At 43.1% G+C, this 22,391-nt stretch carries 22 protein-coding genes; 1 reads left to right on the forward strand and 21 read right to left on the reverse strand.

The window, feature by feature from the left end; genetic code table 11:
• Positions 1–13: 13 nt before the first annotated feature.
• From AC3G2T_RS02545 to AC3G2T_RS02605, 13 genes are all read right to left on the reverse strand, one after another.
• Entirely contained in the window at positions 14–742 is a 729-nt protein-coding gene (locus tag AC3G2T_RS02545) for an ATP-grasp domain-containing protein (protein ID WP_474684097.1), read from the reverse strand.
• Positions 726–1,319, reverse strand: coding sequence for a GNAT family N-acetyltransferase (locus tag AC3G2T_RS02550; RefSeq protein WP_474684098.1), 594 nt, complete (start codon positions 1,317–1,319; stop codon positions 726–728). Before AC3G2T_RS02550 ends, AC3G2T_RS02545 begins: the two co-directional genes overlap by 17 nt.
• A 25-nt stretch (positions 1,320–1,344) precedes the next feature.
• A complete protein-coding gene (locus AC3G2T_RS02555) occupies positions 1,345–1,770 on the reverse strand; it encodes a GTP pyrophosphokinase (protein WP_474684099.1) in 426 nt (141 codons plus the stop codon).
• 467 nt (positions 1,771–2,237) lie between these two features.
• A complete protein-coding gene (locus AC3G2T_RS02560) occupies positions 2,238–2,534 on the reverse strand; it encodes a hypothetical protein (RefSeq protein ID WP_488434403.1) in 297 nt (98 codons plus the stop codon).
• Positions 2,527–3,405: a riboflavin biosynthesis intermediates N-glycosidase gene (ybiA, locus tag AC3G2T_RS02565; protein ID WP_488434404.1), complete on the reverse strand. Its 879-nt coding sequence runs from the start codon at positions 3,403–3,405 to the stop codon at positions 2,527–2,529. Before ybiA ends, AC3G2T_RS02560 begins: the two co-directional genes overlap by 8 nt.
• A 234-nt stretch (positions 3,406–3,639) precedes the next feature.
• Positions 3,640–3,732, reverse strand: a complete 93-nt coding sequence (locus AC3G2T_RS02570; RefSeq protein ID WP_474684101.1) for a putative holin-like toxin — start codon at positions 3,730–3,732, stop codon at positions 3,640–3,642.
• A 514-nt stretch (positions 3,733–4,246) separates the two neighbouring features.
• Entirely contained in the window at positions 4,247–4,411 is a 165-nt protein-coding gene (locus tag AC3G2T_RS02575; protein ID WP_488434425.1) for an SEC-C metal-binding domain-containing protein, read from the reverse strand.
• Positions 4,412–4,810: 399 nt separating this feature from the next.
• Positions 4,811–5,452, reverse strand: coding sequence for a hypothetical protein (locus AC3G2T_RS02580; RefSeq protein WP_488434405.1), 642 nt, complete (start codon positions 5,450–5,452; stop codon positions 4,811–4,813).
• Between the two features lie 353 nt (positions 5,453–5,805).
• A complete protein-coding gene (locus AC3G2T_RS02585) occupies positions 5,806–11,064 on the reverse strand; it encodes an S-layer homology domain-containing protein (protein WP_488434406.1) in 5,259 nt (1,752 codons plus the stop codon).
• A 176-nt stretch (positions 11,065–11,240) separates the two neighbouring features.
• On the reverse strand, positions 11,241–14,288 hold the full coding sequence (locus AC3G2T_RS02590) for an ATP-binding protein (RefSeq protein ID WP_488434407.1): 3,048 nt from the start codon (positions 14,286–14,288) through the stop codon (positions 11,241–11,243).
• The gene (locus AC3G2T_RS02595; protein WP_488434408.1) at positions 14,285–15,433 is read right to left on the reverse strand and encodes a response regulator; all 1,149 of its coding nucleotides are present in this window, start codon (positions 15,431–15,433) and stop codon (positions 14,285–14,287) included. The genes AC3G2T_RS02590 and AC3G2T_RS02595 overlap by 4 nt, the downstream gene beginning before the upstream one ends.
• 274 nt (positions 15,434–15,707) lie before the next feature.
• Positions 15,708–16,583 carry a serine/threonine-protein kinase gene (locus AC3G2T_RS02600; protein ID WP_488434409.1) on the reverse strand — a complete coding sequence of 292 codons (876 nt, stop codon included), beginning with the start codon at positions 16,581–16,583 and terminating at the stop codon, positions 15,708–15,710.
• A gap of 204 nt (positions 16,584–16,787) precedes the next feature.
• On the reverse strand, positions 16,788–17,117 hold the full coding sequence (locus tag AC3G2T_RS02605; protein WP_488434410.1) for an HIT domain-containing protein: 330 nt from the start codon (positions 17,115–17,117) through the stop codon (positions 16,788–16,790).
• Positions 17,118–17,280: 163 nt separating this feature from the next.
• Between AC3G2T_RS02605 and AC3G2T_RS02610 the strand changes: the two genes are divergently transcribed.
• Positions 17,281–17,490 carry a hypothetical protein gene (locus tag AC3G2T_RS02610; RefSeq protein ID WP_474684106.1) on the forward strand — a complete coding sequence of 70 codons (210 nt, stop codon included), beginning with the start codon at positions 17,281–17,283 and terminating at the stop codon, positions 17,488–17,490.
• Between the two features lie 158 nt (positions 17,491–17,648).
• Here the strand turns inward: AC3G2T_RS02610 and AC3G2T_RS02615 are convergent, their stop codons facing one another.
• The 8 genes from AC3G2T_RS02615 to AC3G2T_RS02650 form a co-directional block, all read right to left on the reverse strand.
• Positions 17,649–17,819 (reverse strand): hypothetical protein, encoded by a 171-nt coding sequence (locus tag AC3G2T_RS02615; protein WP_474684107.1) that lies wholly within the window; start codon positions 17,817–17,819, stop codon positions 17,649–17,651.
• Between the two features lie 419 nt (positions 17,820–18,238).
• Entirely contained in the window at positions 18,239–18,988 is a 750-nt protein-coding gene (locus AC3G2T_RS02620; RefSeq protein ID WP_488434411.1) for a GNAT family N-acetyltransferase, read from the reverse strand.
• Between the two features lie 73 nt (positions 18,989–19,061).
• Positions 19,062–19,394, reverse strand: a complete 333-nt coding sequence (locus tag AC3G2T_RS02625) for a low molecular weight protein tyrosine phosphatase family protein (protein ID WP_488434412.1) — start codon at positions 19,392–19,394, stop codon at positions 19,062–19,064.
• A 35-nt stretch (positions 19,395–19,429) separates the two neighbouring features.
• The gene (locus AC3G2T_RS02630) at positions 19,430–19,702 is read right to left on the reverse strand and encodes a hypothetical protein (protein WP_488434413.1); all 273 of its coding nucleotides are present in this window, start codon (positions 19,700–19,702) and stop codon (positions 19,430–19,432) included.
• A 64-nt stretch (positions 19,703–19,766) separates the two neighbouring features.
• Positions 19,767–20,000 carry a hypothetical protein gene (locus tag AC3G2T_RS02635; protein WP_488434414.1) on the reverse strand — a complete coding sequence of 78 codons (234 nt, stop codon included), beginning with the start codon at positions 19,998–20,000 and terminating at the stop codon, positions 19,767–19,769.
• Between the two features lie 484 nt (positions 20,001–20,484).
• Complete coding sequence (locus AC3G2T_RS02640; protein ID WP_488434415.1) at positions 20,485–20,844, reverse strand: VOC family protein; 360 nt, start codon at positions 20,842–20,844, stop codon at positions 20,485–20,487.
• A 123-nt stretch (positions 20,845–20,967) separates the two neighbouring features.
• Positions 20,968–21,447, reverse strand: coding sequence for a YfbM family protein (locus tag AC3G2T_RS02645; RefSeq protein WP_488434416.1), 480 nt, complete (start codon positions 21,445–21,447; stop codon positions 20,968–20,970).
• A 48-nt stretch (positions 21,448–21,495) separates the two neighbouring features.
• Positions 21,496–21,915 (reverse strand): GNAT family N-acetyltransferase, encoded by a 420-nt coding sequence (locus tag AC3G2T_RS02650; protein WP_488434417.1) that lies wholly within the window; start codon positions 21,913–21,915, stop codon positions 21,496–21,498.
• Between the last annotated feature and the right edge of the window lie 476 nt (positions 21,916–22,391).

A 22,391-nucleotide genomic window follows, 5' to 3' on the forward strand; every position in this document is an offset into this window, starting at 1 on the left:
TGCTCCTTTCTTGCTAAAAATTACACTCATCTGTCGTATTGGTTAACTCCGCCCATCTTGCCGATAACAGCTTCGCATAATCCAAAGAAAATAATCCGTAATGCCCTAAGGAGTACCCGTCATTAACTTCTACTAATAATGTTTCGCCTTTATCTGTTAATCCAAAATCTATAGCATACCCTTTGGGAGCAGATTTGAATTGCAAGACCACATTTTCAACTACTTTATAATCAAAGTGTGCTCTCCAATCTCCTCTGTACCTTCGAATGTCCAATATTTTTCCGTATCTGATAAAACATCTCCATTCCGCTACAAAATTTACAACCTCCGAACATAAAATCTCCGGGTCTTCGCCATACGTACCGCATCCGATTAAATCCTTAGTACTTCTGACTACAACGCCAGTAAACTTTTTATCCTCGACAGGCTTAATAAATACATTCCAGTTCTCAGGGTTATTTGCGATTACACTTAATTTGGACTTCCAAACCTTTCTGCCCAAGTAGTTGTTTAATTCCTCCGGATAATCAATTTCAGGAGAGACTATACCATGTTTAAAAAGTGCTGTTCGAACATCATCAACATAGCTGACTATGATATCTTCTTTTTTATCATCAGATAGCTCATGTATATTTTTAAAATATTGAATTTCAAATCCCATCTGTTTAAATCCATCAAAAGCTGCATAAAAATTATGACTTGCAATCTCGTTATCAAAACTTTTTCTAATGTACACCTTCATAAAAAATCACCTCATGATCATCGAGATACCCTTCAAGCCGCTTCTTTACGTCAGGCCATTCCGAGTCGATAATGCTATAAATGATGTAGTCGGTATTGTTATATTTTTTTCTGAATAGTCCTTCTTTTATTGCCCCAATACGTTCAATTGCACGTTGTGACCTGATATTATCAGGTGTTGTTATGATTTCTACCCGCACTACTTTTAAGCATTCAAATGCATAGTTTAATAGCAGATATTTGGTCTCTGTGTTGACCCTTGTCTTCCATACTTTGGGGGTATACCAAGTGAATCCAATGCTCAAGTTATTATTCTCATCCGAAATTCGCAGATAACGCGTAGAGCCGATGACTTCTTTCAATTCTTTATCATAAACGACGAACGGATATTGATCTTTTTTGTCTCGTCCCTTAATTGCTTTTGTAACAAAAGATTCCATCTCATCTATTGTTTTTATTTCAGCGGGATAATGAGCCCATATTTCCGGATGACACGCGCACTCGTACAATTTTTGAATATGTGCTAACTCCATAGGAATAAGACTAATCCGTAGGCCTTCTAATCTGCCAAAATGCATGAGATTCAATTCCCCTCATTATCGATTATGTTGCAGAAAGTAGATAATCTACTGCATTACTGTATCTTTTTAATCGCTCAAAATCTTTTTCCGAAAGGTTTTTAATTCTCCTAACGTCTCTGTTATCTTCTAAATCTAAAAGTTTCACATACCGCGCCAAAGGATTTGGTTTTATTCGTTGAAGGAATTCTTCATAAGTCTCATTACTTCTGCGGGTCAGACAATCAAGCGCTTCTAAAATAACATTAGAAAATCCTTCTTCTTTAAGTTGTTCCAACGTTACATCCGAATCTTCGATTGCATCATGCAAAACGGATACTATTTTGGAGTCATTGTCCGGGGCTAGCAGCATCAAACGCAATGGGTGCAGTATGTATGAATTTCCACCCTTGTCCACTTGGCCTTCATGAGCCTGAGTAGCAATAATAATTGCTTTAGATAAAGTCGACATGTAGTTCCCTCATTTCCATTACAAGAATTGATACAATCATTCGTTCAGATTAATAATCGCTAATGCCCTCATCCTCAGTATATATTCACGACATCAAATTATCCATTAAACTCCTGCCAAAGCTACAGTTCACGAAATAACTTTCCAGCCCCTCCTAACAAAATTAGCATACACACACTTGAAGAAGGGAAGGGGAGAGACACTATGGAAGATGGGCATGAATGGATTGTGAAGGGTTTGTTAGAGGTTCAAAAACAAGCGGATGAATCTGTTTGGAATATTGCTGGAGTGAGAGGCAGATCATTATCAGTAATCAGCTAAAAAAGAAAGAGTGGCTTTATTTGAGAGGTGGAAGGAAGGCATGGGTGATCAAGAAAAGCGTGGTGGCATGAAATGGTATTATTGCATTAAATCTCTATTCACATGTCCCATATAATTATCAGCCGCAGATCGTCACGTGAAGTTTGTTATGTCTTCAGTCTCTTCTTTATCATTCTGATTTGACCTCTGTGATTGATTTCATCTTCAAAAACGTGAAACCACATAAAATAATGATTAGCTTGTTTTTCATACCAGAACTTTTCTTCTTTATATAACCAGTCATCATCAACGCTTTTGAATAATTCAAATGTTCGATTTCTGACTTTATTCAATTTATCTACATAATAATTCAAATCGTTTCCCTTAATCTTTTCCCGTCCTTCTTCACCGAGATTCAAGGCCGCTCCCCAGCATGTTTTCCTCCGCCACACAATATTAGCCAAATTCCCGGTGCATTTCTTGCCATTTTACCTTGTTATAATTTTGACATATGCGCCTGAGTTCATCCCGCACTTCCATCAAAGCGAATCCCAACAAGTTCTGACCCTTCCATTCAAAAGGATTGTTAACTCCCTTATCCTCGGCTGACATGCCAATTCCCCAAATTCTATCATATGGGCTGGCTTCCACTAATATTTTGTTTTCTGTTTCCAGTAGAAATTGCATAAGCTTTTCGTTTTGAAGGAACTTGGCAAAATTACCGTTTAAAACAATGTTGTATCGTTTACTTGACCATATGGCTTCATTAAAGTTTCTTACTTTCCTTCCCAGTTCCTTTATATCTTTCGGATTCTCGTTCTTCAAAATTTTTGCTTCTATCTCTTCATCATCAAAAAGCCTTGCTTTCTCAGCCATCATATATTGCTCCATACAGCAATAACTATTTATGTCAATAGCAAATTCCGCTTTCCACCATTGGCTCAAACAAGCTTTTGTAATAGCACCGTCTCTACTCGGTTGGTGCCCCCAGAAAAACAAATACTCAAATTTTTCACCTTTCCGTAAATTCTCGTTTATCCAATCAAGGGAATAAGCTGGTTTTCCATCTATATTCCAAAGCAAATTCCCGTCATCATCGTAAATGTCTTCATCAAGAAATTCTTCTTCATACCAACCAAGCCAACCTTTTGGAGGAGGAAACATGTGACGAAACTTATTCTTTTCCTCAATATTAAGTGTAGAAAACCATTTTCCAAATTGCATAATATAATGCTCTCCATATCCCATTCTCCAGCCTATACTGTATCTTCCTATGTAAGGATACATTAGCCATGGAGGAGCCATAGGATTATCTATATCGAATGATACATTCAAACTCATCACTCCCTGAAACATTCAATTAAGCCCCAAAATCGTGTAGCCACCATTTAAAGATTACTCCAATTTAAGACAAGATGACAGGAAAAAATTAGTTATAATCAAATTTCCGTTGTCGTTTACAAAACAAAAAAGAGTCAGATCACAGAAGATGACCTGACCTGTACGGCGGCTTGTAATTGGCGGATTTAATTAGTATGGTTTCAAACCAAAACTTCCTGCCAATTCAGATCATTTCCTCTTGTCAATGTAGCTTAGCAATGTGAGTATAAACAACCCAAATGCAAACATGATTGAAAGAGATTGAAATATATCCATGCTCATAGCCTCCACCTTTCCAGTAAGGTGTCCGCCTCTGTACAAGTCGTCTTATTGTAAATTATAAAATAAAATGGATAAAAGTGGAAGTGTCCTTCGAACTAGTTCTTATGACTTTGCGTTGTCTACATATTTCGATTTAAATGACTGTTCCAAAGGGATTGTGACAAATTTCACATAAAAATTTTGCGAAATGTGCAAACATTCCATTGAAATCACGAAGCCATGAACTTGGTGTTTGTCGAATACATGGAGAATGGGCAATTTCCCCAGATGAGAAGGGGAATTCACCGTTGGAAACGCGTTACGGATGTCGCTAATGAGCTGCTTCGTGTATGATAAAACTCACATTATAGAACAAACTCATTAGATCATTGGCCTAAATAGCCTTAACTCCCAAATAACCCACATTTATACGCTATAATAAAAAATTCTGTAAACGCGTATTCACATACATAAAAAAACTCCGCCGCGTGATGGGGGAGGTAGAGATTAATATTCGGCTTAATTCAGATTCACTTTACCTTCCGCAGCATTTCTTATATTTCTGACCGCTTCCGCAAGTACAAGGGTCATTGCGACCGATCTTCACTGAAGCCTTTACTTCATTCACACTGTCGGAGTTATTATCTTGAATCTTGGTCTGGCGTTTAAACAGCTTATAATGTCTTTTGAGTCTGTTCACATAGTTATGGTCTCTCAAAACATCATTACGAACAACATCCAAAATTAATGATTGCAACTAAGCTTCTGTTCTCCGCTGATAGGACATGGAGCATCACTCTTCTGCAATCACATTTCGGATCCTTGCAATAATATTCCACCAACCCGTAGTGTCCTGATGGAACATTATTTGTGGAGCCTGCATCTAGCCAAATCGACCTGGTTTCTTTGTCGGCAATTTCCGGCAAATATTCATTTAATGATGCATAATGCACGCAATATCGCCTCCTTTGTACTACGACATATTTATTTTAACCCATTACTTCCCGCAGCATTTCTTATACTTGATCCTCCCGGCATATTAGGCATTTTTATTATATCAAGCTTCCTGCTCACTTCAATATCGTTTTCTTTTCCTAAATCAATCCTCAATCTCCTTCTTCATTAAAAAAAGAAGCAAGAAGTAGAAATCAGCGGCAAGTGCCAACATCGCGATTATTAGATTATTTATTTTTAGCATTGTAGAAAAAAGGGTGGCTGAAAGAAGCAAACTGATGATGATCATGCGATACAGCACCGTATCTTTAAAAACGATTTTCTGCTGACCAACAAATGTAAAGCCCCATCTCTCCCGCGAAATTTTCATAACAATTGCTGCAGTAATGACAATAGAGATAAATTGTACTAATAAACTGGAAAACCCAATTCTAGTAACATCTTCTATTGGTATTATCTCTACAGCAACAAAAAGGTTTACGAGAGCGATTTGCAAAAATCCATATCCAACATATCCTACTATTGTTACGAGCAATGTTGGCAAGATACGAAGGCCAAATAAAAATTTTACGGATAAGAAAAACAATAAGTACATAAGCATGGGTTTGAAGGACTCCAGCGGAGGTGTAAGTCGAATATATAAAGAAACGATGCTCATCGGAATCGCTATATAAAGAAGCGGCAATAGATTAGGGAGAAGCTTGAAACGAAACAAAGAAAGCATAAAAGCAAATATAGATACGATCTCAAGTGTAGACATAGAAATACAGAGCAGATTATCGATCATTTCAAGCGCCGTTCTCCTTCACAAACCAACTGTTTGAACTCTTTCAAAGATAAAACATCCATTCATCATTTCAGACGATTAGTCACTAATACCCGCATCCTCAGTATATATTCCCGGCTTTAAAATATCCATTAAATTCCCCACTCGAAGAAGGGAAAGGGGAGAGGGACTATAGAAGATTAGTGGTTTTGCTAGAGTGGGAGGAAGCGATCGGGCTGAAAAGAAATGGCTTTATTTGAGAACGGTAAGGTCTTTTGGGTTTTGCCATATCCTTCCGGTTCGGGAATACCCTTTTCAGCCGATCTACTTACTGTTAAAGTAAACAGAGGGGGCGAACTACGCCCCCTCTGTACCTAAATCAGATCAGATTTTTGCAAGAGTCTTTGAATAATGGTTGCAACCTCGGCCCTGGTCATGTAATCCTTCGGTGCAAGACTAACAGCGCTTCGTCCGGATACAATGCCAACCTGTATAATGTCCGCAACGCTGTTTTGCGCCCATGCGGATACCCCCGACGCATCTCCAAACATACGAAGAGTTGCATCTGCCTGCTGAACAGACAACTTGGCTTTCAGTCCTGTAATCTTCATCGCTTTGGAGAGAATCGCCATCGCCTGTTCCCTCGTGATCTTATCCATCGGACGGAAAGTGCCGTCTTCAAAACCGCCAATCAGTTGATACACATAAGCCGTGTTGACCGCGCTGCTGTACCAATCCGATGCCTTCACGTCAGAGAACGTCGTTGCCCCTTTTTCCAGCTTCAGCCCGAGACCGCGAACGACAATCGCAGCAAACTCGGCTCGCGAGATCGTGCGGTCGGGACTGAACAGGCCGTTGCCAGTCCCCTCAATAACCATCCGAGATCCCATGTCGTTAACCGCATCCTTCGCCCAATGCTTGGCCATATCGGCGAATTCGAGCGGATGCCAGACGACCGTATATATGCTGTTTGTCAGGCTGTTGATCTTGGCATAATATTTGCCGTCGATAACGGCGATTTTTGTCGGAACATGGCGTGATGTTCCGTCCGGGTCGACGATCACTCCCGTCGTAATCTTGCTCGGGTCGATGCCATCCGGAATCGCGATGGTTCTTTCTACATAGGCGTTAAATCGGTCGATTTCAATCGTTTTATCGCCATAAATTCCGCGAACCGTAAAGTCAACCGGCGGCACGACAAGCGTGAATGTGCCTTTCGCAGCCGCATTCTCCACCATTTTAACCTTATCCGCCGTCGATGCAGCGATTTCGACTTGCACCTTGATGTCTTCCAGCGCAACCGTTTTGCCCGCCTGTCCGGAAATCGCGTCGATGTTGATCAGCGGAGACGGCAGTGTATACGTCCCGCGGTCCGTCCTGATTTCCAGCACCGCTTGCTTGGCTTCCATATCCTTGATCATTCGTCCGTTAAGTTCGCCGATTACGACGTCAGGACCGGCAGCCACCGGAATCGTAATGACCGACCCGTTGCCTTCGGCCTTCAGCTTGTCCGCCAGCTTCTTCGGATCGATCGCGATCGTGGTCACGTTTTGGCCGTTATGCATACTCTTCGTTGCCGTTCCGGCATTTTGCGCCTTTCCGTTAACCAGGATGTCTACGCCGTTGTCCGTCGTTTCGGGGGTCGGAGTCGTCGGTTGGTAAGTGTCTCCGCCACCGCCACCGCCTCCGTTATTGGATTGCGCCTCCTTGACCGTCACGACAATGGAGGCGCTGCTTCCCGCAACGTTATAATCTTCCTCGTGAAATTCTCCGTCGAATCCACTATAGACAGCCTCGATCGTATGAGTACCTAGCGTCAAACCGCTCGTGGAATACACGGCAACAGGACTGGAACCCAATTGGGTTGTCTGCGCGGCTGTACCGTCGACTTTGAACGTTACATTGCCCGCATAATATTTTTCGGACAGGATTTCGGCTTCCGGCGCGCCCGTTATTGTTGCCGAGAACGTGATACGCTCGCCGACCTTTATTGTCGTATGATCGGCGGTCAACGCCGTAGCGGAAGCTTGCGCGCCCGCTGACTGCGGAGTAGCGCTCTGTTCGGCGGAGGCGGCACTTTCTCCCGCACCATTATAAGCGGTAACGATATAATAATAAGTCGTGCCGTTCGTTAATCCGGTCATCCCGTAGGTAGCACCGGTAACCGTCACCTGTCTTTCGGCATTGGCCGAGTTGACACCCGGCGCTGTCCCCATGTAAACATAGTAGCCCATCGCTTCCGCAATAGGATTCCAGCTTAAGTCGATTTCTTGATCTCCCGGCGTAGCGACCAAGCCGGTTGGCGCACCCGGTACTCCTCCGGCGGGCGCGCTTGAAACCGTTACCTGGAAGGATGCCTCGCTCGATTGTACGGCATAATTCGTCCCGTGGAAATCACCCGTGTACCCGGAATAAACGGCTTTGATCGTATGAACGCCTTCGATCAAATTCGTATAGGAGAACGAGTAGAATGGAGACACTCCGGTTAATGGCGCAGATATCGGCACGCCATCCTGCTGTAAAACCCCGTCCACGTAAATGGCTATTGTTCCGCCATACACATAACCCATACCTTGCATGTGGGAGGGAGCGCCCGTGACCGCGACGGTATAATTTGGGTAAGGCGATTGACCGATCGTAACGTTAGCTAAACCTGAGATCGTCGTTGTCGAAGCCGTTCTGCCGATGGAAAGCTTGGTGCTCTTATTCCCCGCCCAGTCTACTGCCTCGACTTCATAAATGGCGGGTGTAGAAGGGGCGGTTACAGTATAAGACGTACCGTAAACTTGGTTAGTTACTCCGTTGACATACAGATTATAGTAAGCAACACCGCTGCCCGTGTCTATGGCGTCATTCCAGGACAAAACGACGTTGCCGCCGGTCTCATTCTCGGTTATGGCAGCGCCGTCTCCCCAAGTAGGCGACGTGCTGTCTACTCCAATGCTGGGATAAAAGACGCTCGTTTTGTTGCCGGTTTGATCTACCAAGTAATAGCCATCCAATTTCAACGATCCATCGTTCAACCCGGTCGTATCCAGCGTGAACGGCAGGGATGCTCGCTTGCCGGAGGTAAAAGTACCGACCAATTCGTCGCCGTCATCCGTTACATGATAGACACTGATCATCTGGCCCGGAGCTGCATAATTGGAACCCGTATTGATCGTAATATCATGTACATGCGATTGCCGATCAGACACGTATTGTGGACTTATTTTGAAGCTGATGTCCATGCCGCCGTATAACTGCGGATAACTGTCGGCTTTTATGTACCACACATGCCAAAAATCCCATTTTTTGTCAATTTCTGATGTCGATGTGAATGTAGAGACATCCTGCATTTCATACGAACTTCGCCCTATGCCGTACAGAGGGGCATCGGATTCATCCCCGTCCGCCTCGCCGGATACTGTCATATCCCAATAAGACGCGGTAACATTTGAGTTCGAACCATTATTATAGCCGATTAAGCCGCCATGGGAAGCGCCCGTTGCGTCAACATGGCCTGCGGCATAGCTGTGTTTAATCATGTCCTTGGAGGAGTATCCAATCAACCCGCCGACATAATTGGAGCCCGCCACATCACCGACGGCATACGAAGTTTGGATTTCATTTTCAACTGAACTGCCTATGAGGCCGCCAATCATGTCTCGGCGAGGCGTTGTCGCCTTCACCGCCCCCGTCGAATAGCTTCTGGCTATCCTCGAGTTTTTGGCAAACCCGAGCAGCCCACCCATTCCCTCTCCGGCTTCGATTGACGCTTCGGAATGCGAATTGTAAATCATTCCCTGACTCAAGCCTCCGAACAATCCCCCAACGTAGATCATTCCTTTTACAGTACCCGTAGCCATATGATCGTAAGCAAATATTATATTTTTCCCTTTTGCAAATCCTGCCAAACCGCCAACATTGAGTTCTCCAGTTACATTCCCGTTAACCGTAACGAGAGAAATCCAGGTTTGTCGGTCGGTGTTTGTTTGTTCGGCCGTTCCCGCAAGGATACCGACATTTTCCTTGCCGATAACCCCGATTTCCGAATCCGTTTCAACCGTTAAATTGAATACATGCCCGTTGGTTATTTTGGAGAACAAGCCGATATTGTCCTCCTCAGGCTTGTTGATATGCAAACCGCTGATCTTATGACCGTTGCCGTTGAACGTTCCGCTGAAGCCGGCGTTGGCCCCAAAACCGATCGGAATCCATTCGTTTTCGAGCTCGATAGGGTTCATCAACTTATAGTTGCCGGTTAATGGATACGCATCCGTTCCGATTAAAGCCAAATCGCCCTCGCTCTTAATTTCCCAAGGTTCTTCGATCGTGCCTACTCCATCCAATGTCGGAGGTGCGGCGGTCTTATATTTCGCCACGCGGACTTGATTAGCGGTTCCGTTCGTTTCCTGCCACGCCGCATATAAACTGCTGCCGAATGCAGGCAGACTTGGAGAAGCTGCACCTTTAGCGGCATTCAGGTTCAATCCAGTCGTACCGCCGCCATCTGCACTCGTCCAATTCGTACCGCCGTTATACTTCTTGACGCGAAGTTGATAAGGTGTGGAACTAGGCATCCCCCATTGATCCGTGACTCTTTTATATTCATTCCATGCTACATATAAGTCATTGTTAGATACAGCCAGAACAGGGCGCTCTGCCGTTTGTGAAATATCCACATTCAATCCGTTCGTGCCGTCGCCGTCAACGCTCGTCCAATTCGTACCGCCGTTATACTTCTTGACGCGAAGTTGATAAGAGGTGCCATTATGTTCGGTCCATGCCGCATACAAGACATCGTTAACGACTGCCAATGCTGCACTGTTTGCACTCTGTGATGGATTCACGTTCAAGCCAACCGTACCGCCATCAGCGCTCGTCCAACTCGAACCGTTATATTTCTTGACACGAAGTTGACTAGCGGTTCCGTTAAATTCAATCCATGCCGCGTATAAGGCATCCTTCGTCGCAGCCAACGTCGGACTGCTTGCGTCCCGCGTCGGATTCACATTCAAGCCGGTCGTCCCGTCGCTGTCAACGCTCGTCCAACTCGAGCCGCCGGTATACCTCTTGACGTGAAGTTGATTGGCGGTTCCGTTATGCTCATACCATGCCACGTATAATGCGCCGTCGAATGCAGCCAGACTGATGCTGTAGGCATTTCTAGTCCCATTCACGTTCAAGCCCGCTGTACCGTCTCCGTCAACGCTCGTCCAACCCGTGCCACCGTTATACTTCTTAACGCGAAGCTGACTGGCGGTTCCGTTATACTCGGTCCACGCCGCATACAAAACGTTGCCTGATACAGCCAATTTAGGGTTGGATGCAATTTGGGTTGAACTCATGTTCAAACCGCTGCCGTTGTCAGCGATCGTCCAACTCGTACTGCCGTTATACTTCTTAACACGAATCTGCTGAGCGTTTCCGTTCAATTCATACCACGCCGCATATAATTCATTGTTGAATACAGCCAGACTGGGGGAATATGCGTTTTGTAACGGATTCGCGTTCAACCCGTTCGTTCCGCCTCCGTCTGCCTGCTCCCAATCGGTTGCCGCCCAGGCCGTTCCGCCGCCGCTGGATAGCATCGGCAGCATAAGCACGACGACTAGAAAAACATATACCGTTTTTCTGAATTTCGAAATCAATCTGCATCATCCTTCCTGAGCATGGTTCATTTGCTCACTTCTCATATTCCAGCTCAGCATATCCGATGACACCTTAAAGAAACCTTAAAAATCGACAATTTCCGCAAATACAATAACAGGCCCCATCGTCAATCGATGAGAACCTGTTAATTTCAATCGTTTATTCGTATAAAGCGTTAAACCGAAAAGGCAGGGAGGCGCACGGTGACCTTCGTTCCGCGTCCCGCCTCGCTTGTCAGTTCCAGCGCAATCCCATATTCGTATTTCAACCGCTTGTTAATATTCAGCAGGCCTACTCCTTGCGGCTCAATCGTCTCGGCTCTATCGAGCAGCGACTTCAACCGCTCCGGTGCGATCCCGACGCCGTCGTCGGCCACGGTAAATCTCCACTGTCCATCCGACTCTTGCGCCGTCATCGTCACCGTGCCTCCTTCCATTCGATCGCCGATGCCGTGCCGGATCGCATTTTCTACAAGCGGCTGCAGCAAAAGCGGAGGTATCCGCAAACTATAGGCAGCCTCTGCGATGTCATATTTGAAGCGAATCCGATCTTTGAATCGGGCCCGCTCAATATCGACGTACGTTTGAATCAGGCTGAATTCTTCGGCAAACCCGATGCGTCCCTCCGCGTTGCTGAATCTGAAGCTTCCTCGCAAGTAATCGGCGAGATCGGCAATCATTTTTCGCGCGCGTTCCACGTCCGTATAGCTCGACGCCACAATACTGTTCAGCACGTTATACAGAAAATGCGGCTTGATCTGCGATTGCAGAAACGCCACTTCCAGGTGGACCGCTCGGCCGAGCGATTCCTTCATCGCCAGCAGGCTGCCGATTCGGGCCTTTAGCTCTTCCAAATCGAACGGCTTCGGCAAATAATCGTTTGCTCCCGCCTGGAAGGCAGCTACCTTATCCTGCGGTTGAATGGCCGCCGTCACCATCAGGACGGGCAGCTCCAGCAGCGAGTACCGCTTGCGAATCTCCTGGCACACTTCATAGCCCGACATGCCGGGCATCATCAAGTCGAGAATGACGAGATCGATCTTGCCCGGTTGATCCACTTGATTCAGCGCCTCGTACCCGTCCTTGACGGCGATCACGCGATAGTCGAGGGTTTGAAGCACGTCCAACAGCACTTTCAAGTTGACATATTGATCATCCACGATGAGAACCGTATGCTTGCCGTCGCTATTCGAATGGTAAGGCGTTGCAAAGGAATATTCGGTTTCCTTGGGCATGACCTGAGCGCCTGACCGGGACGCTATCGCTTCACTTCCTTCTCCCGCGATCGGGAGCGTGAAGGTGAACGTCGAACCGACTCCCGGCGTGGAAGCGACCGAAAGCGAACCGTTCTGCAGCTCGACCAGCTGCTTGGCGATAGACAGGCCTAATCCGAAGCCGCGGCCCTGCGATCCCTCAAGAGATTTGAACGGTTCAAAAATGAACGGGATGTCGTGCGGCTCGATGCCTTTTCCAGTGTCCTGCACCGAAATTTCGAGCCTGCCGCCACGCTCCGTCCCCGTTACGACGATACTTCCGTTCTCGGTGTGCTTGATTGCATTGTCCAGCAAATTTCCGATCACCTGGCTCAGGCGGCTTTCGTCGGCAAGCGCTGAAGGCAAATGCGCAGGGACATGATTTACCAGCTGGATATGGCGTTCCGTACACAGATAGGAATAGAATCGCACTTGTACCTCCGCGACCGAACGAACGTCGACCGGCGCCGGAGCGATTCCGAGCTCGCCCTGCTTCAGCTTGGACAAGTCCAGGATATCGTAAACAAGCTGCGAAAGTCTTCTCGTAATGTCGGTAATCAACTGCAGCTTCTCCCGTTGTTCGGCAGTTGGCGGCTGAGCGGCATCGTCCAGCATCGACCGGGAAATATTCATCACGCCGTGAAGCGGCGTCTTGAATTCATGCGAGGTTCGGGCCAGAAATTCGTCCTTCAATTTATCCGCTTGCAGCAATTGCCCGGACAATTCTTCGATTTTACGAAAAGCGTTCGAGAACCGGAGCGACATTAGCAGGGCAAGCATCAGCAGAACGAGAAAAGGCTCGATGGGCGGAAGCGAGTAGATCGGCACGCCGAAATAAAAGTTCAAATTCTGGCTCAGCGCCAGCGCATTCAGAGCCATTGCGGCCACGGCCAAATACCGGCTGCCCGCCACTTTGTGGAGAGCCGCAAATACGAATACATACGTTGCGTACAGCAGGGAGAAGGTGACGTAAAACGACGTCATTTGGCGAATCGGCCCTGTCGTTAACTGGTTCACGAACCCGACATGCAACACGGCAAATACCGCTCCAGCGGTCAGGCCGCCCCGTACAAGCCATTTGAAGCAGTAGGGTCGGAAAGCGGTATAGACGTAAAGGAAAAATCCAAGGCCTACGCCAACTACCGAAACCATCTGGATGCGGAATGAAAGCCAGAACGGAAGCGGACCTGCCGCCTCGAACAGCACTCTTTCGCCACTAACGCTCGTGAATATAGCGATGCATACGCAAACGATGCCAAATACGGCAAGAGAAAGATCGTTTCTGCGTTGAGAGAATAGTCCGAGAAAATATAACCCCATGATCAGAAAGGCGGTTAACGCGATCCAATCATGAGCCATCGCTTTATCGCGAAGCCCGGCAATTTGCTCGGCTTTACCCAAGAGAAGCGATTCGATAATCCCGCTGCTGGCAAAAAATTCATAGTTGGCCACCTGAAGCATAATTTCATTCCAGCCTGGCTGAAGCATGAAGTAACTGACATAAGGCTTGTTATAGGATTTATAATTGTGCTTTTCGGCCGGACTCCCGCTTGATCCGACGACTTGGCCGTTAACGATGAGCCGATTGGATACGGGGATAGACGCCGTTTTCAATCCGTACACCGCGTTCGCATCGCCAATATGGACCCGCAATCGATAGGTCGCCATGCCAATCGTATCCATCAACGTTGACCATGAACCCGGTACATGGATCACCGCAGGCGTTAATCCCCCTGCAGCGGCAGAAGAGATAAAGTCCTGATCGGTTAACAGCTTGTCCGGATACAACTCCCACTGCCCATCCAACCGGATGACTCCGTCCTCCTCGAATCGCCATTCGCGCAAGTCCATGACCCCGTTTACCGCTACGGGCATTATCTTCTTATCCCAAGAGAAGTAGGTCAACAGAATCCCATAGGTTGCAATCAACAAGGATAACGTGATAAGCGCCGCCGCAACTTTTTTTCTCATCGGGCTTGCCATATGGCCTTGTCCTTGGTTTGTTGGATCAGACGAAGCGTCTCTTCCTCCAGCTCGGCTGCCAGCTGGTAACGCACCGCTTGCTCCAACTGCAAGCAGACACGGTACGCCTCATTTCGATTGCCCGCCTCCAGGTGCAGCTTGATCAACTCGCGTCCATCCAGCTCTGAATCGGGGGCTATCGTCAAGATGCGCTGCATGCTGTCGGCCGCAAGCGCAGTATTGCCTTGACTGCGGAAATGTGCATACCATTTGCGAAGCGTGCGGATATAAGCAGTTTTGACCTCCATCTGTCGGGCGGCCGTCCACGTAAAATCACAAGCTTCCATATATTCGCCTTTATACAACAGGTTCATTTTGTCGTATACCCGTACATCCATCTCCTCCTCGGGTACCGTATTATTCAGCAATTGCTCGAACTCGGTTACATCGACCGTCAACCCGTCCAATGCAGCTACGAATCCGTGATCGGCTTTGTTTATACGGATCGGGATATTATTTTTCTCCAAGCTTCTCCTTAAATAGGAAAGGCATGTATACAAATACGTCTTTGCCTTGTTCAGATCGTGCCCCGGCCATATCGCTTCAATGATCGATGCAGTACTGGCAGGCTTTCCTTCGTGATGGATCAGAAAAGCGCAAAGTTCCTTCTCCTTCTTCGTTTTCCATGAAAGCACCCTATTCCCGTCTCCCGGCGATAAAATATGGAAGCCTCCCAAACAATGAACAGTCGGGGTGATGCTCGCGTTCTGAAGAGCTCGAAATGCGGACTCGGATAAGGACTGTCTAATGCGCGCGACCGCGTTCTGCAACCTTTCCATCGTAAATGGCTTCAGCAGATAGTCGGTCGATTGAATATCAAACGCCTCTACTGCGTACTCCGCATACGCCGTTGTGAACACGATCGGCATTTGCGGCATCGTTTGCCTGATTTTCCTTGCCGCTTCCGTCCCCTTCATCCCCGGCATCTGATTATCGAGGAACAGGGCATCGACTGGAGATTTACCTAAAGCTTCAATCGCCTCAATCGGATTGATATACTTACCGACGACCCTGACATTTCCTATTTGTTCAAGCAAAATTTCCAATAAATCCAGCGCATCTTCTTCATCATCTATAAGAAGCACACGAATCATCAGGACTCTTCTCCTTATTTGTTCATTCGCCGAAAATCGACACCAATCTAGTTTTTACTTTCGACAAAGATCGATTCGATTCCTTTGATCTCTGTCGTCAAAAATCTATTATGGGATCGAAAACGTGAAATGGCGGTGCAGGGATAGTCTTCCCAAGCGCCGCCAATTCTTAGTTTCCGCATGCTATTTACTAGGGCGAGCTGTTCCCAGGTGATCGCCAACTAAATGGATTTAAACATATTTGGTTTGCTCCCGTATTTATAAAATTGCTCTTTTATCTATTTCGATTTTTAAGTGCATATTCCCACGCAGAATAGAATTCAGAAATGGATGAATACCTCTTATCTCTACTTGTTTCCACTGCCTGTACTACTACGTCATAAAGTTCTTTCCCTGCTTCCCATTTTTCAAATGAGCGATCTAATTCCCCACCTAAAAGACAGAAAGCTACGGCACCCATATTAAAAACATTCGTCTTTGAATCAATTACTGCATTTAGTTCAAATTCTTCTGGCGACATAAATCTTGACGAACCCCAAAGCCTACCCATTGAATTTATATATGGCTTTCTCTGATATAAATCTATATCACAAATTTTCGTTATGTTGTTTTTAAAATCGTATAACAAGCTGCCGTCGTAAAAATCAACCGCAACAAAATCTTTGGATTCAACATGAACATGAAAAGAAAAAATGCTATCTAAAGATCGTAATCGTAGTTCAATTGGTAATTGTTTGTAACGAAAAAAAGGGGACTCGGGATGAACATACTTTGCAGGTGGCGGAAAAGACCAATGCGGGTGGAGGCATTCCCCGTCAAACCATTCATAAATAGCAGCGCAGCCATCTCCTACTTCAAAGAAGTCAAATAATTTGACTAAGTTTTCATGATTTAATTCCCGGTAAAGAGAAGTTGCATGTTTTAGGCGTTCAATTGCTTCTTGCGGTTCGCCAGAATACTCTAATGTTCTTGCACCGGCATATTTAACAAACTTTTTTATACCGTGTCTTTTGACACCAAAGCATATATTCCCTGAATCTTGTTCGTCAAATACGGTAAATACTTCGCCAAGTGATGCCAGCCAATCAAAATCATGATTTTCTTTCAGGCGGAAAGACACATTATCTATACTGATTGTAGTTGAACTCATTATTTACCCCCAATTTTAGTATTCAACATTTCCATTTTATTGGATTTTTTGGCTGCTTCCTATGGGGACTTTATGTTTAAATGAACTTTCCTGTTATATAAATTCATGCTTTCATTTAGTGCATTAATATACTCTCATATTATTGAAAATACGAAAAAGACATTCAAATCAAGTCCTCATTCAATTAAAATCATTCTTTCGTTGCTATCTTAATGGCTCCCCGAAAGCTATATGAAAATGCAAATGCTTGGAATCTTGATACTTACCAAGGTTAGTTAGCACACGACAAGCACCATTTTTGCTTGTTACATCTGCCGCCACTTTTTTGATTACCTCCAACAACTCTAACAAAAGAGCATTATCACTATCTTCAAGCGCAATTAATGATGGAATATGCTTTTTCGGAATTACTACGATATGAACAGGGTAATAAGGGCGAGTATGATGATAAGCAAGTACATGATCCGTCTCTAAAACCTTCTCAACTTCTGTTTTGCCGTTCAATACCTTTTCACAATAAAAGTCCTCAGACATACATCAACCTCCAAGCGATGAGCATTTCCCTCATAATCCAACTTGGTACATTATACCATTAAATCCAACGAAAAATGCTTTAGTATCGAATTAAAATGAACTTGTCATCCCCTCCCGTTAGAGTTAACATACACACACTCGAAGAAGGGAAGGGGAGAGGCACATGGAAGATTGGCTGGGATGGATTGTTAAAGGTTTGCGTCAGAGGTTTGATGATGTATCGCTCATCGTTGAGCAGCAGGAACACATTATTCCAATAATCGAGAAATCATCGAAATTACTGCCGAATTTGAAAAGCCAAGTAGATGAATCTGCTTTAGTGATAGTGATGGAATGGGAGGAGGCTGTTCAATATCAGCAATCGGCTGCTTGAGACTGTAGACTACTCGATGATTTCCTCAATCTCCAGTCCGCTTTTCAGGGTAAAACAAAATGCGCCGGCGAGAGAAGGGTGATCTTCTCGTTTGCGAATAGAAAATAACCCTCTCTGTGATCAGGAGGGCTGAGTAAATATGGTATGCTAGGGTCAAATTAATTTGATTGTTTTAATGAATTTTTCGCTCCACATTTTGGACAGCGATCATTGTTATGTTTGTAAGTATATGTTGCCCCTTGTTTAATAGCCTCTGCTATTGCCAAGAACATTACATCATGCTCTTTGGTCTTATAGTTACATTTATCGCAATAGATATAAACTTTCAACACAGATTCCTCCAATATTGTATTTTTAACAAATCCCGCTGTGTAACCAAATCGTCCTTAGACAGCGTGACACCTTTGTCCATTTTCTCAAGGTCAGGCGAATGGATATTTTGCATGGGGTACTATCACCGAAAACATTACTAGCGGTTATTTCCATTGTAGTGAGGTACAGCGGCGGATAAAAGAAGTCCCAAGAGAGTGTCAACTCGCTTGGAGTGAAGTTTAATAAACTACTATTTAACCCCCTCAATATAGCCCTCTCTGCGATCAAGAGTGCTTCACAACCTAATAGTCTATTCAGTTAATCTTCCCAATATATCCTTACCACGCACTCGACATGTGTCTCATTGAAGCCATCTCACTTTTATATGATAAAAGAATTGTTTTATCACTAAAATGTTGCACCTGTTCAAAATAACTTACTTTAATTCTTTTAAAAGGTTTTCAAATTTTTTAGGACTCAATATCTCGTGTGTGATGAATCTTCCATTATAGAAAACACTAAAAGTTGTCCATGCACTTGGTGCCTTTTGAGCCTCTTCCCTAGTTTGGAAACAGTAAGTATAAAAATTAATTCCTCCATTAGTTGCAACTTCCTTTAGTTCTTCTAATACGCCAACAGCAAATGGACATTGTGCTGTATAGTAGATCAGAACTCCATTGGTAATAGAAGCTTGTGAAAAGATGTTGAATGATGGGGTAGCGGCAGAATCATTCCATCTCAATGCCATTAAATCAAAGTAAGGCTCTGATTCATCCACCACTTCAAAACCCATGTATTCAAAGTATCGCTTATCACTTAAAAAAGGAAGTTTCTTCTTCCCAACAATATGTACAATGCCATCCATTCCAGACGCCATTGCATCTTCCTTGCATTTATTTAATAATTGTTTTCCATATCCTCTGTTCTTATATCTTCCAGAAACCCATAAACAATTGATATACATGTAGTTAGGTGCCTTGATTGGTATCCACGCTTTTTCCGCTGGAAGGTACTCTATAAATACCTTTGCACGTTCATTTAAACGATAAAACGTTAACCCTTCTTCCATCCGATCCTTAAGCCACTGTTTCTTTTCAAGCACGGCTTTTTCGTACTGGCTGGCTCCTAATGCACAACAAATGTGTTCTCGATCAATATTTTGTTTTGTTATTTCCATAAAACTCATTCTACACACCTCCTTGATCAATCCTTTATCATTCACCTGCTCGTTAAACAATGAAAGTATTATTTTATCTCAATCAATCTGGAACATCGATGTATTCCGATACTCTAGACTTAAGAATTTCAATAAGTTCTTCATCCATAAATTGATAATCATCAGGTATATCTAAACAGATTAATTTCTTACTAGAGATTTCATTGTAGAATTTATCTCTTAACCTGCGAACATGCTTCTTCTCCATTACAAAGATAATATCAGCCCAACCGACATGTCCACTTGTAACTTTAATTCGTGCATTTTCTTCTGTTCCTGCTGATCTAACATCGTATCCACTAATTCCCTGAAAAATCTTTTCGGCAGTCAAACTGCGCCACTTATTTCTACTGCAAAGAAAGAGTAGTTTTACCATCTATACCGTCCCATGCTTCCAATAAAATATTTGTTTCATTGTCTCTCTGAAATCTTAACGAACTTTATCATCATTACACCATCTTGTAGCTCGGCAGAATAACAGTTTTCGTTTAAATATTCAGTTGAATATTGATATTCGAGAATTGCATCTGCCATTTCTTGAGTTAATCTCCCTTTAAAATACGGTATATTTAACTTAGTTCCAACTTGAAAATCTTCATCACAACAATTAATATCAATGTGTTCTATTATCGTTTTAACTGAATCGCTTAAATCAGCCCATTTTAAATTACATTTATTATTCATTACTTTCTTCTCCCATAAAATTATCATCGCACCCTCACTTCGTAGGCCGCGGCAACAATTTATTTTATGTACTAGCTACCCAATCAAACTCTCTTCCTTCACAATTTAATATTTCCCTGATCCAATTCTCAACTTCATTTTTTGAATAAAGATTTTTTTCAGAAGTGTAGAAAATCTCAGAAATAATTCTAATCTTGACCTCAAAATAAAAATCATCAATTGTTGGGCAATATACGCGATTCGCAGTAATCGTATAAATAATTTTATCTATTTCAACCTTAGTAGTCCACTCATCCACTCTCTTTTCACTCCACGCACATGAAATTATCTTTTCAATACCTTTTCATGCTTTGCTTTATAAATTAATATCATGTTCATATTGATTGGATCGTCAAGCCAAGTAACTGGTATCTCAAAATGATAAGTTAATTTAAAATATTTCCAAAATCGGGGAAACTTGCGGCTTTTCAGATCAAAAATACTATATACTGAAACATTAAAAAAAACATAGGCCAATGAATAAATGGGTTTATGTACTATTCCCCAATTTGAAAAGTTATTTTTGAAACCCTTCAATTTAAATGAATCACCATATATATTTGATATCCCCTACAGCAGCAGCCGTAAAATATTATATTTTTATTATTCATAAAGTCCTCCTGCATTGTTTTGCTTGAACGAATGCAAGCAATTCTCATGACTCCTACAGTAGGCCCAGAAAGAGTCTTCGATTAATGAAACTTCTCTTTTATTGGATTTAGCTACCTCCGTTTGTGCTGATTTTATTTCCCAACTAATACGAATACATTCCCGTCTGGTGCTTGCATTACAGCTACGTGTCCCCCAACAGGGTTACGGAATGGGGTGCGAATCCATTGCACTTCTGGATTTGATTTTAGTGATTCATAGGTCACAAGAACATCATCAACCATAATCTCTGTTTCAGCAAATTTACGATTCGGGTCATTCTTTAGAACCAACTCAGAATTTCCGTCAGGATACCTCATACCAATAAGTTTGTAACTCTTTCCTTCATCTGAGAATGTCTCCCAAGTCTTTATTAAACCTAACGATTGGTAGAACTCTATTGACTTTTCAATGCTCTCTGTATAAATTGCTACGCATTCAATTTTCTTCCACATTAATATCATCACCTTTCAAATTAAGGAAAATAATCGTAGGAACCTATGTTCTATATGCTATACCAAATTCATCCAGTTAATTAAGGTTTACATACTATAAATTCCATGTTTTATGTAAAAGAATCAAGTTATATAAATGAGCATTACATTTCCTTTATCACAAGCGTCATTATAATAAGCTACAAGTTCTTCAAAATAACCTAATAAATAACCAAATTCTTCCTCTACCCAGTCAATTGATGGATAAATCTCTAGTTTATTCATTTCCTCTGGCTTAAATCTATTTTTCAAATCCTCATCTGAAATCTTCAATAAGGCTTCTGTTACTTCTCTCACTTCATCAGGTATTAAATAACGAACTGCTCCATATCCCAAATCTTCACCAATTTCAGTTCCCCCCATTATTGCATTAGCTAATGGAGGTTCACCCTCCCATGCAGTACCAGTAAGCAAATAATGTATTCCATGCCAAGCCTTATCGATATTTGAATCATTATTATCCTCTTCAGCTGAATAAACTATTGATTCTAATATTGAAGGATCTTTTTTTATTTCCTCCAAAAACTCAGATGATACTTGTTTGAAATTTCCTATCATAGACATTGTCCTTTTCCTCCTTGAAACCTGTTTTAAATTGCTCTTTTATAAGCCTTATCGCATACGTTTGAAGTAAATTATTTCTGGGTCACCTTCATCGAGGTTCTCAATAATGCCACTTTTTACATATCCAAGCGATTCGCAGACCAACTGCATTACTTTATTTGATTCATTAGTCGATGTGAATAATTTCTCTTTTGGACAAATATTTTCTATGTATTCTATAAGGCTTTTTGCGACTCCCCGTCTTCTGTATTCTGGGTTTACAATTACTAATGAAATAAAGTAATGGCCAAAAAACGAAGTATCAAATATTGCAAACCCTGCTCTATTTTCATTAATTGACGCAATAAGACATGTTTTATTTTCGATTGACTTCGCCAGGTACTCTGTCCGACTTCGATTCCCAATAACTATGAAATCAATACTACAAATCTTATCTAAATCCTTGGACGGTGCCATTTCAATAATCATCCATTATTCCTTCTCCCTTAGGATAAATTCGTGCTTTTAATTAATTTGTTGACCCCATAGTTAATTCTGTTATAAACTTTTTGAATTTCGGTATTCTCTAAATAAAGAGATCTGAGCGACACTAGCTAATAAAATAAAAAAAACTAAATTGAACTGAAAAACAGAACTTGCCCAGAGATTATCTTCAGGGTCACTGATATTATTTCCAAGCAATTGATCAAAAAATTCATAACTTTTAAACTGACCTAAATAAGCCACTAGTATGAACATAATAAAGTAGGGAGCGTAATTATAAAGTCTTTTCTCAAGAGCGAAGTTATAACAAGTTACTGCCATGATCACAGGCAGGACTAGTACAGCATCAGATTTAAAATAGTCAATATGTGGAAATTATGATATAGTCGAAGAAAAAAGAGGAATCGACTATGAAAAAACGAGAGTATGCCGTCCAATTAACTCCTGATGAACAAAAGAAG

Source organism: Paenibacillus sp. sgz302191 (genome assembly GCF_057749925.1).

Excerpts from the sequence above, each read along its gene's own strand:
- AC3G2T_RS02610 (WP_474684106.1), top strand. The coding sequence starts at position 17,281 with ATGGAAGATTGGCTGGGATGGATTGTTAAAGGTTTGCGTCAGAGGTTT.
- AC3G2T_RS02640 (WP_488434415.1), bottom strand. The coding sequence starts at position 20,844 with ATGTGGAAGAAAATTGAATGCGTAGCAATTTATACAGAGAGCATTGAA.
- AC3G2T_RS02630 (WP_488434413.1), bottom strand. The coding sequence starts at position 19,702 with ATGAATAATAAATGTAATTTAAAATGGGCTGATTTAAGCGATTCAGTT.
- AC3G2T_RS02545 (WP_474684097.1), bottom strand. The coding sequence starts at position 742 with ATGAAGGTGTACATTAGAAAAAGTTTTGATAACGAGATTGCAAGTCAT.
- AC3G2T_RS02590 (WP_488434407.1), bottom strand. The coding sequence starts at position 14,288 with ATGAGAAAAAAAGTTGCGGCGGCGCTTATCACGTTATCCTTGTTGATT.
- AC3G2T_RS02570 (WP_474684101.1), bottom strand. The coding sequence starts at position 3,732 with ATGAGCATGGATATATTTCAATCTCTTTCAATCATGTTTGCATTTGGG.
- AC3G2T_RS02555 (WP_474684099.1), bottom strand. The coding sequence starts at position 1,770 with ATGTCGACTTTATCTAAAGCAATTATTATTGCTACTCAGGCTCATGAA.
- AC3G2T_RS02600 (WP_488434409.1), bottom strand. The coding sequence starts at position 16,583 with ATGAGTTCAACTACAATCAGTATAGATAATGTGTCTTTCCGCCTGAAA.
- AC3G2T_RS02595 (WP_488434408.1), bottom strand. The coding sequence starts at position 15,433 with ATGATTCGTGTGCTTCTTATAGATGATGAAGAAGATGCGCTGGATTTA.
- AC3G2T_RS02645 (WP_488434416.1), bottom strand. The coding sequence starts at position 21,447 with ATGTCTATGATAGGAAATTTCAAACAAGTATCATCTGAGTTTTTGGAG.
- AC3G2T_RS02650 (WP_488434417.1), bottom strand. The coding sequence starts at position 21,915 with ATGATTATTGAAATGGCACCGTCCAAGGATTTAGATAAGATTTGTAGT.
- AC3G2T_RS02550 (WP_474684098.1), bottom strand. The coding sequence starts at position 1,319 with ATGCATTTTGGCAGATTAGAAGGCCTACGGATTAGTCTTATTCCTATG.
- AC3G2T_RS02625 (WP_488434412.1), bottom strand. The coding sequence starts at position 19,394 with ATGGTAAAACTACTCTTTCTTTGCAGTAGAAATAAGTGGCGCAGTTTG.
- AC3G2T_RS02580 (WP_488434405.1), bottom strand. The coding sequence starts at position 5,452 with ATGATCGATAATCTGCTCTGTATTTCTATGTCTACACTTGAGATCGTA.
- AC3G2T_RS02605 (WP_488434410.1), bottom strand. The coding sequence starts at position 17,117 with ATGTCTGAGGACTTTTATTGTGAAAAGGTATTGAACGGCAAAACAGAA.
- AC3G2T_RS02620 (WP_488434411.1), bottom strand. The coding sequence starts at position 18,988 with ATGAGTTTTATGGAAATAACAAAACAAAATATTGATCGAGAACACATT.